The 9684-nt window shown below is 57.3% G+C and carries 13 protein-coding genes; all 13 read right to left on the bottom strand.

Going from position 1 to position 9684, the window contains the following annotated elements:
• Nucleotides 1–9: 9 nt before the first annotated feature.
• The gene (locus tag HALTITAN_RS06565; RefSeq protein WP_009286616.1) at nt 10–972 is read right to left on the bottom strand and encodes a hypothetical protein; all 963 of its coding nucleotides are present in this window, start codon (nt 970–972) and stop codon (nt 10–12) included.
• On the bottom strand, nt 965–1156 hold the full coding sequence (locus tag HALTITAN_RS06560; protein WP_039858407.1) for a hypothetical protein: 192 nt from the start codon (nt 1154–1156) through the stop codon (nt 965–967). The genes HALTITAN_RS06565 and HALTITAN_RS06560 overlap by 8 nt, the downstream gene beginning before the upstream one ends.
• A 62-nt stretch (nt 1157–1218) precedes the next feature.
• Nucleotides 1219–1947: a phage tail terminator protein gene (locus HALTITAN_RS06555; protein WP_039858405.1), complete on the bottom strand. Its 729-nt coding sequence runs from the start codon at nt 1945–1947 to the stop codon at nt 1219–1221.
• On the bottom strand, nt 1944–2396 hold the full coding sequence (locus tag HALTITAN_RS06550) for an HK97-gp10 family putative phage morphogenesis protein (protein ID WP_039858404.1): 453 nt from the start codon (nt 2394–2396) through the stop codon (nt 1944–1946). The genes HALTITAN_RS06555 and HALTITAN_RS06550 overlap by 4 nt, the downstream gene beginning before the upstream one ends.
• Nucleotides 2383–2718, bottom strand: coding sequence for a phage head closure protein (locus tag HALTITAN_RS06545; protein ID WP_051051907.1), 336 nt, complete (start codon nt 2716–2718; stop codon nt 2383–2385). Before HALTITAN_RS06545 ends, HALTITAN_RS06550 begins: the two co-directional genes overlap by 14 nt.
• Nucleotides 2719–2721: 3 nt before the next feature.
• Entirely contained in the window at nt 2722–3279 is a 558-nt protein-coding gene (locus HALTITAN_RS06540) for a head-tail connector protein (protein WP_009286615.1), read from the bottom strand.
• Between the two features lie 76 nt (nt 3280–3355).
• On the bottom strand, nt 3356–3589 hold the full coding sequence (locus HALTITAN_RS06535; protein ID WP_039858402.1) for a hypothetical protein: 234 nt from the start codon (nt 3587–3589) through the stop codon (nt 3356–3358).
• 92 nt (nt 3590–3681) lie between these two features.
• On the bottom strand, nt 3682–4980 hold the full coding sequence (locus HALTITAN_RS06530; RefSeq protein ID WP_039858400.1) for a phage major capsid protein: 1299 nt from the start codon (nt 4978–4980) through the stop codon (nt 3682–3684).
• A 69-nt stretch (nt 4981–5049) separates the two neighbouring features.
• Entirely contained in the window at nt 5050–5988 is a 939-nt protein-coding gene (locus HALTITAN_RS06525; protein WP_009286614.1) for a S49 family peptidase, read from the bottom strand.
• The gene (locus tag HALTITAN_RS06520; protein WP_009286613.1) at nt 5976–7253 is read right to left on the bottom strand and encodes a phage portal protein; all 1278 of its coding nucleotides are present in this window, start codon (nt 7251–7253) and stop codon (nt 5976–5978) included. Before HALTITAN_RS06520 ends, HALTITAN_RS06525 begins: the two co-directional genes overlap by 13 nt.
• Nucleotides 7253–7450, bottom strand: a complete 198-nt coding sequence (locus HALTITAN_RS06515) for a hypothetical protein (protein ID WP_039858398.1) — start codon at nt 7448–7450, stop codon at nt 7253–7255. The genes HALTITAN_RS06520 and HALTITAN_RS06515 overlap by 1 nt, the downstream gene beginning before the upstream one ends.
• Nucleotides 7444–9159, bottom strand: a complete 1716-nt coding sequence (locus tag HALTITAN_RS06510; protein WP_009286612.1) for a terminase large subunit — start codon at nt 9157–9159, stop codon at nt 7444–7446. The genes HALTITAN_RS06515 and HALTITAN_RS06510 overlap by 7 nt, the downstream gene beginning before the upstream one ends.
• A gap of 6 nt (nt 9160–9165) precedes the next feature.
• A complete protein-coding gene (locus HALTITAN_RS06505) occupies nt 9166–9636 on the bottom strand; it encodes a phage terminase small subunit P27 family (protein ID WP_009286611.1) in 471 nt (156 codons plus the stop codon).
• Nucleotides 9637–9684 lie beyond the last annotated feature (48 nt).

The raw sequence follows: 9684 nt of genomic DNA, 5'->3' as shown, positions 1-9684 counted from the left end.
GTTGCGTGATTAACTGAATACGTAGGCGTAATCACCATCGCCTGCCTCAGCGGACAACAAGCGAGTATCCATAGTGAAATGCTTGAAACCCTGCACTTCTGTTTCCTGCAGGTTCGAGAGCTGAACCCGAGCACATTGTTGCTTAACAATATTCCCCGGCGTTTTGCCATGGGTGAATGTCACCGGGGATTCTGTGGTGCCGTTATGCGATTCGACTTTTTCATAAATATTAAAGTCTTGAATACGTGGCGCCTCGATGTTGACCTGACCCGTGGCGTTACGATTCTGGATGTGGACGCCCTCGTAGTTAACGAGGTTGCGATGCTCAACCTGGCCGCCCATATCAAACGACCAGGACTGCATGCGAGCTTCATAACCAAAGAAGGTGAATGCACTGTTCTGCTTGTTGATAGGCACTTCTTCTGCCTGAGGCTCTCTTGATGAACCCGCTGGCGGTGCTTCTCGGTACGGCCGCAGATACAGTCCCGTTAGGTTGAATTCAAAGTACGGCATGCCTTTGGCGTCGGCGGTACGCGTTACGGTTCCGCGCACACCTGGTAGCACCTGCAGCTCGTCGTTATCCGTCCACCACAGCAATGAGATTGAGGCGAAGTTACTGGATACTGGTTCGTAAGTGACCGTTTCTGCGCCTTCGGTCATGTCGATGACTTCACTGTGACCGGAGCACAAAAGCAATGGCCGGTAGGATGGAGGCACCCCTGGTGTACCAGATCCCGCGTAAGGAACACGGATTTGGCGTGTCGTATAGGGCGCCACATTCACCTGCTTATTGCTGCCAAAACCTGGCTTCACACGCTCAACTTCTGCTGTATCACCTTGGTAGGGACTGGCAGCCTCTCTGGTCATCACATCAAAAAACACGGCACTGGAGAGGTCTTCCGGCGTTACGCCGTACTCATCTTCGATAATGGCGGCCACCGTTAGGATCCGCCACGCCATTGGATCACTCATTGCCTTTTCCCTCTTGCTTGGCCGCCGCCTTGGCGGGCTTGGGGGCTGCCGTTTCGGCTTTCACCGGCGCGGTAGCGGGGTTTGAATTAGGCGCTTTCGCGTACTTTGTGGGCGTAGGCTTTGTGCTGTGCACCAGCACGCGCTTACCGTCACGGATGACGTAGCAGCCTCCTGCATTGGGCATGGGGGTTTCCTCCAGGCATAAAAAAACCCGCACGCGGCGGGGCTTGTGGGGTGGTGGTTGGGTTAGCTACGAATCATGCGGTCGTAGCGGTAGAGCTCACGCCAATAGACGTGGCTGCCGGAGACAGCGACGCGCTGCCCCCCTGCGTATTCCAAGGGGGCAACGCCGTGAGGCGAGCTGTTCAGACCAAGCAAAGCGCCATCAATCGCTTTTCGCTGCGCATCCACTTCGGCCTGCTCGGCAACCAGCACTACGGCGATGTGCTCTGTCACTGTCTGGCGAACATTCATCGTTTCCAGTTCGTTGGGTGTCGTGGTGGCTTGCACGGGGTGCACAAAGGCGGCAGGCAGTGCCGGTGTGGCCATCGCCAAGCTGGTGGCTTGCAGTTCGAAGTGAGCGCGGTATTGCTTTTGGTCGTATTCGTAATCGGTGGCGGCGTCGGTGATCTCCCAGCCTTCACTGCCACTCTGCGCGGCGACTCGCTCGATGAGCTGGGTGCTCATAGTGCGTAGCGGGTCGAACTCGGGTGACCGCAGGCTGAGTACGTAGGTGTCCACGCGCCCCAAGCGGTAGCCGTCTACCTCGATGCCGCTTTGGCCTGCTAGGTTGTAAACACCGTTGGTACTGGGGGCATCCGCCGGCAAGTTGAGCGGCCATAGGGCACTGCTGACGACAGGGTCTACCAGCGCGACCAACCCAGGCACGGTATCGGCGCGGCTGGGGTCGGCTTCGCTGCTGGGTGCAGCGGTAATGCCTGCTCCGCTAAGTGCGGTAATGATGCTATCAATCATGCAATGGCCCCTTTGGTGCGCTGCCGATCTAGGTATTTGGAAAGCCCTTCGAAAAACCGCCCGGGCACCCCGCTTTGGTGTTTCTGCATGGCGGGCCATAGGAACGGGTTGGCTTCCATGTTCTCGGTGCCTTGCTCCTGCCACATGCCTTTGCGGCCCTGCCAGCGACCGTTGATCTTGCGGTTAGTGCCTACCAGTAGGCCCACCTCGCCGGGCTTGAAACCTAAGCGACTACGCTGGCGTTTATTAATGTTGCGGTGGCCGACGGCGCGGGCCATATCGCCGCTATCCGAGGGCGCTTCGCTTTTGGCGGTGCGCTTGACCGGGGCTACCACTGACACCAAGCCGGCCCGTATGGCACGCTCTTTGATGTTGTCTTCCAACGCCTTTAGCTCACGCTGCATTTCCTGCAGGTGGACTCCCTGAACCTGCCAATCAAACCCACTCATGGCACATCAACTCCAGTTCTGTGCGACGCCCGCCTAGATCGATCGGACGGCCCTCTAGTTGGTAGGTCATCTCGCCATGGCGTAGCCGTAGGGTTTTGCCCGTGGCGGCGGCAATGTCTGCCCGGTACCGCATACGGATGCGGGCGGTAGTTTCGGCGTTGGCTTCTTGCGCGGCGAATAGCGTGCGCCCGCGCAGCTGTTCGACCTCGGCCCACACTTTGCCACCGGGTTGCCACCCTTCCGGTGTTGCACCTGAGTCGGTGCGCTCGCCCTTTTGCCACCATTCGAGGACAACCTGATCTCGCTTTTTACCAATATGCATGTCCTACCCCACGGCATGGATTCGATGAGGCGCCAGCAGCATATCCACGCCCATGGGTACCTCTTGATACCCGCCTGAAGAAACGCTTTCGCGGTTTTCGTACCAGTGGCCTATCAGCAGCAGGATGGCGATTTCTACATCCGGCGGGGTTTCTGCCGCGCCTGCGGTGGCGGTAATGGTGACGCTTTCGGGCTCGTCGGTGGTGCTGGGCCAGTGGCTTCCCCATTGCGGCGCCAGCAGCGGGTAAATGGGACGTGTGTCTAGTCGTAGGGTTTCAGCATCGAGTGATTGCTCAATGCCTTCGGGGTCGATGTACTCAAGCGATTCAATGGCGGTTACCGGTGACCACGGCAGTTCAATGGCATCGCTCCCCGCTGGGAAGCCATCAAGTACGAGTGTTTTCGTGCGCGTGGCTAGCGTTGCCTGGGTGTAGTGTTCGGCGTATTTGTAGGCGCCGTTGATGAGCCCTTGGATGATCATGTCTTCATCGGTGTAGGCCATTGCTTCCTCTTCGGAAATAGCTAACCGAAGGTGCAGTTTGGCGCGTGATAACGTGATCATTCAGGGTCTCTCAAGCGTTCGGAAACAAGAACGCCGCTCAGTGGCGGCGTTGGTATAACGATAAAAACAGCGAGGGCTAAACCTTGTCGGCGCCTTCGGTGCCTTTGGCCGGCTTATTCGCTGCATCGGATTTGGCTTTATCCGCGGCGGCGGCTTTGAACTCCTCGGCAGGAATAGCGATCTTGCGATCCTTTAGCTGTTTGGATTTCGCTTCTGGAAAGCCAGCGCGATCGTTACGGGAGTAACGTCCATAGGGTTTTAGAAACACCATGGTGTATAGCTTTTCAGCGGTTTTTTTGGTGGCGGCCATGGGAGGCTCCTGTCATTTAAAGGGATAACGGCGAAGGCCCGCACGCGGCGGGCCTTCGGCTATTGCTTAGCTGTTCTACAAACAGGAAAGCCTTACCAGGTGACTTCGGTACCCATCACCAAGCCCTCTGGGTGGCGGAAGGCAATATCGTGCTCTTTCACCACGCGTAGTAGCGATTGGTTACGGCTATACGCAGACACCAACTGACCGCTTCCATCCTTGTAGGTGGCTTCGCGGCTGAAATCGATGGTCATGACATCGCTATCACCGATAACGACATCGTTGAAGTCGCCGAAGTAGATCTCTGACTCGTTGTTAGTTCCCGCTTCGGAGGTATCCAAGTTAATGGGGATCGTGGTGGTGTAGCGGATCGGGTAGCCCTTCAGTTGGCCTTGAGCCAGTTCGGGGTAAACCTTGTTACCGTTTCCGTCACGCATACCAAACAACTTCATATAGGTACGCGGAGACAGTCCCCAACCCGGGCTGACAAGCAGGCTGTCGCTATTCATCAGCTCGAGCATCAAGCTATCAAGGTAAGTATCAATAGTTGCCAGATCAGCGGTGCCAGACCATGGCACCACGCGCCCTTCTGCCCGACATACTGCGCCCCAGCCTGTGGGCGTGTCGTTGGTGCCGTCATCGCGCATGAAGCCTTTGTCTTCACGCACCGCCATGCTGGCCAGCATGTCGTTTAGGAACAGCTGCTCTACCTGGAAACCAGCACGCCCAATCAACTGGTTGCTCATCGGCACCAGCGTGATCATGGTTTTGGCGTTCAGTTTTACATCGTCAGTGTTGGCCTCGGTCGCCAGCACATCGGAGCCTTCGCCAACGTAGCTAGAGGTTGCACCAGACGACATGCGCGGCATGCTCAGGTTGCCGTTAGGCAGCGGCATTGAGCGAGCGCCCAAGGAACGCACGATGGTTTTAGGGCGCAGTAACTCAATCACTTCGTTGTGCATGTTCTCTGGCACCAGCGAACCGCCGGAATTTGCACTGGTGTCGATGGCCATCGCTACGTCAGCATCGCCAATTTCGCCACTGGCGAATTTGGAGGCCAACTGCATATCGCCCTTACCTGCTGCAACGGCCATCGCCATGCGCGCCACTTTGGCGCCGGTGTACTGCTTAAGCTCTGGCTTGATATGCACTGCCGCAGAACGACCACCACCAAACGTGGGTACCGGCTCGCTTGAGGCGGCGTTCATGCGTTCAATGTTTTCAGCCCGGGAAAGCTTGGCGCTGATTTCATCAAACTCGGTGGCAAGTTTTTCAAATTCAGCCAGTTGCTCTTCGTTCAGCTCGCCCGCTTCCATCTCAACAGCGGCCAGCGCCTGCACTTGCGCGTTAATCTCGGCACGCTTGCGGCGGAGTTCTTCGATATTAGGCATGGTACTTCCTCTTCTTTTAGGCACAAAAAAGGCGGCTCATGGCCGCCGTGATGTCGCTCCGCCGCGTGGCTAGAGCTGACAACTGGTGTCGAACGCTCGCGCCTGGGCGCGAATGCTTCGGTTGTTTCGTGGGGTGGTTCCGGTATTGCTGGTGTAGCGCTGCGCGATGGTGTCGATGGCGTCTTGTGCGGGGGCAATCTCATCGATGAGTTTTAGGGCAAGCGCTTCTTGTGGCCTGAATAGTCGCGCTTGGGTATCAACGATCGCTGACACATCCAGCCCGCGGAAGCTGGCAACGGATTCAGTGAATTCGCCATAAGCGCCATCCAGCATTGTGTTGATCTCTTGCACGGCTTGGTCGGTGATCGGCTCATGCGGGGACCCGTTGTTCTTGTGGTCGCCGCGGTAGTAGGTGTTGAACGTGATGCCCATCTCCTGCTCCATGCGGCTGACCTCATAGGTTTCGATAATCACGCCGATGGAGCCCACACCCGCGGTGGGGCTGGCGACAATTCGCGAACAGGCCGACGCCAGGTAGTAACCCGCCGAGTACGCAGCGAAATTGACCAACGCCGTGATGGGCTTAATGGCCGTGCTGGCACGGATAAAATCGGCGAGCTCCTTACAGCCCATGGCGTGGCCGCCGCCGGTGTGGAAGTCGAGCGCGATCTCTTCGACCATTTCATGCTTTAACGCGGCGGTAATTTGGCTGCGCAGGCGCTCGTAGGAAAGCAGCTCTTCACAGGCAGCGGTGATGTGACCACGACGCGCCACCAACACACCGTGCACGGGAATAACCGCAATGCGGCCAGAGACCTGAAGGCGCTGCATTTCGCGGTCGTCTCCGCTGCCAGAGTCCATGCCTAGGCTTTGCGGTAGGTCATTAGCGCGCCCCAGCAAGCGAGGCTCTAGCACGTTACGCACTGCCTGCACGAGCGTGGGTGTTGCGTACAGGGGTGTGTTAAACACCATGGACGCGATGTGCGGGTAGTTAATCATTGCGTGCATGCGAGTATTCCCTCGATCTCTTGCATTTGTTGGGGTGTGGCATTCAGCGAGTTCTGCATCTGCTGTGAATCCACCATGTTCATGGGGCTCAGGTAGCGATCGCCTCCCTTGATAGGGGGCATGTTTTCCAAGCGGCGAATATCGTTAACACTCAACCACCCCCATTGGCGGGCAATGGCGTAGGCTTCGAAGCGTGACTTCTGATCACCGCGCAGCAAGCCGGATACGTTGAATTCGATGTAAAGGTTTTTGCGCTCGCTGGGGATAAGCAGGTCGCGCATCATTGCGGCCTCTTTGCGCTTGATCCACGGCATCAACGTGTAGATGACGAACTGCAGGCCAAGGTGCTCGATATTGTTGAACGTGGCCTTGTCCAGGTGCTGGATCATGTTGGGCGCGACGCGATATAACCGGCACACTTCCACCACGCCGAAGTTGCGCGACTCCAGCAGCTGGGCCTTTTCGTTATCCATCGCCAATTGCTTGTACTGCATGCCCTCTTGAAGCAGCGCGACAGAGAAGGCATTGCGTAGGCCTCCACCATGGCGTTCAGTGAACTTGCTCAACAGCCGATCAACTGACGCTTGATCCTTTATCGCCGTGGCTTCGCGTGGCCGCTCAATAACGCCTGCCATCGTGGCGCCGCGCTGAAACACCGCCGAAGCGTGTTGCTCGGTGGCCATGGCGAGGCCGATGGTGTCGGCGTTGGTGGCGATGGGTGAAAGCCCTACATAGCCATCCAGCGAGAACGCCTTAACGTGATGCACTGAGCGCATCGGCAGTATCTGGTTTTTGTAATCCAGCAGTTGGTAATACGGCAGGCCATCCTGGCCTTTAAGCACGCCCACTTTCTTGGGGTGGACGGGGATTAGCTCCGTCGGGTAGCCAGCGCCATCTCGCTCAATCAGTGAGAACTCGTTTCCTTCCAGCGCCAGGTGCCCCATGCCCTGCTCGTAATACTCGAACGTGGTGTCCTTCCTGTTGGGCTGGCTATGGATCACGTCATAAAGGGGGTGATCGTTAGCACGCTCGCGCCCGCCTTTGTCGTCCCGGCGGTAGAGCTCACAGGGCAACTGCGCCAGCGACTCAGCTAGCAGCGTGACGCAGCCGCGTAGCGCGCTGACACCCAGGGCGGTTTCAGTGTTCACCATGGTGCCGGCAGCGCTTTGGCGGCTGGTGTTAGAGCTCACCCAATTGCCCGTCCAATTCTGGCTTTTCTGGGGGCTGCCTGTGGCGGGAGAATTGAAGAGGCTAGGCCAGAACATTAGCTATCCTCTTCGTGTTTGGTGACCGATGGCGGCTGGTTGGCCTGGGCGGCTGCTTTGGAAGCCAGCCACGACCAGAGCAGGCAGAAGCTGCCCGCGACGATGTAGCCCGCGGCGGGCAGCATCAGCCACGCGCCAAACGCGACGAGCCCGACACCCAGCAGGCCGACTGTGAAGGTTAGGAGATTGATCAGCATGTAACGTCCGAGGTGTCGTAAATGGATTCTTCCGGCTCGTCGTTTTCGGTGAGCACGGCGCGACCGAGCGCCATCAAGATGGCGATGATGCCGTCGATCTTGTTGTCGGGCTTTTCTTTGCGTGGGTAGATGTTGTCTTTCGCGTCAGCCTTGGCAACCACGTTGCTGGCCATCCAGGTGAGCACCGGATCCTTGGGATGCCGGAAGCGCCCGCCTGTGATGGCGGCTTCCATTTCCCGCATGGCGGGGCTCATGTTTTGAACGGTGTTGCGGTACTCGACGATGCTGGCACCGTCTGCCATTAACTGGTGGGCAAGCTGGGTGGCGCGCCAAGGGTCGTAGGCAATTTCGGTGATCTCGAATAAGCCCGCCAGGTCTTTGATGTCATCGCGGATCACATCGAAGTCGAGCTCTTCGCCATCGGTGATAATCAGGTCACCGCTATTCACCCAGGTTTCATAAGCCGCCTTGTTGTTACTGGCCCGCTCCACGGCGCCTTCCGGTAGGTAGTTACGAACGAACACCGTCCAGCGGGTTTTCATGCGCCCTTTCTTATCGGGCACTTCGTCACGGAATAGCAGCGCGATGCTCGCGATGTCGGTCTTACTGGCGAGATCCACGCCTAACCAGCAGGCCTTGCCGATGAAGTCTTCTATGTTTAACGACTCATCACCGAGCGCGTGCCAACTGGCCATGTTGAGCCACGCAGTGCGCGCACTCACCCAGACATTCAGGTGCTTAGTGAGGAAGCTGTTTTGTCGGCTTGGGTAGCGAACGGCGTCGCGCTGGGCCTTGAGTAGAAACTCTTCACCAACCGAGATACCGAAGTTCGGGTTAGCCTTGCGCAGTATCGCGGGGTCTTTCCAATCGTCGCCGGCATCAATGGTATAAATAACGGCGAACAGCTCATCATTCGGCAGCGATTTATCAAGCATTTGCTGCGCCTGACGGCGCTTGTCATAACAAGGCCCGGCCAGGTTGAAGCCCGCGGTGGTGATGATGAACATCAACCCTTGATCACGTGACCCCATGCCGGTGGCCATGGTGTCGTACAAGTTGGGCTTATCGTGCTCGTGGAACTCATCGACTATCGAACCACTTGGCGAGGAGCCGTCACCTGGGTCGCCAATCAATGGCTCTAACCGCGAACCATCCTCTGGTATCGAGATGTTCTTGGCCATGATCTCGATGCCGGCCGCACTGACCAGCGCGGGTGACTTCTTCAGCATCAAGCGTGCAGGCCGAAACACTTCCCATGCCTGCTTCTCTGTGGTCGCGCCACAGTAGACTTCTGCGCCGTACTCGCCATCAGCGCAAAACAACAGGTTGGCAATTGCAGCCGCCAACACTGATTTACCGTTCTTACGCTCTACTTCAATGTAGGCCTCTGAAAAGCGGCGTAGTTCGGTTTTCTTTTTGAGCCACCCAAAAATGCAAGCAACGATAAACAGCTGCCACGGCTCCAAGGTAATGAGCCGTTTCTCACGCGCCCACCTGCCCTTGGTGTGAGGCAGTAGTTGAATGAAGTCACAACAGCGCTCGGCTTCGTCCTTATCGAACCGGTACGGATATGACCGGGACTTCTGCGCCTTGAGATCGTCCAGATGGCGCTGGCAGGCCTGCCGCACCTCCTTGCACGCGGGAATCTTTTTGGCCACTACGTCCCGAGCGTACTTGTTCGCGGCGTTGACGTTCGGGTAACTGGCCATGGAGCTTCATCGCTTTTTGCCTATCAGGTCTTTGAAAGGGTTGCCGGCTTCTTTCGCGCCAGGTATGGCGAGGCGCGAACGGCTGGAAGGATCCAGACCTAAGGCGCTGCCAAACGTCACGAGCTGCTTAAGGGATTCATTCGCCACGGTGCAGGCGGGGTTCTTCACTTCGGAGTTCATGCCCTGCACCGTGATGCCGTGTATAGCGATGTGCTCTTCTGCTTTTCGCCAGCGGGCATAAGCTGCGCAGTAAGCCTCCAGGTTAGAGAGATCAGATCCGGTCAGGATCTTGGAGCTCACTAGCCAAGGGCCAATTTTTTCCCACATCTGAATACCGATCGGATCAAGCCAATCCGGTGGAAGCGGCACTTCGGTGAGCTCTTCACCTTCGGGTTCATCGTGGTTCACACCCCGCTTTCCGGCGTTGCCTTGCACCGCTTTCAGGTGGCTCGGTTTAGGTTTGCGACCTCTTGTCATTTGCTAATTCCTCGCGCCGACCTGATTTTTCAATTTCGCGGGTATAAA

This window comes from Vreelandella titanicae BH1, assembly GCF_000336575.1.
GTDB lineage: Bacteria > Pseudomonadota > Gammaproteobacteria > Pseudomonadales > Halomonadaceae > Vreelandella > Vreelandella titanicae.
The sequence above is the reverse complement of the archived record's forward strand: the minus strand, read 5'-3'. Positions and strand labels throughout refer to the sequence as shown.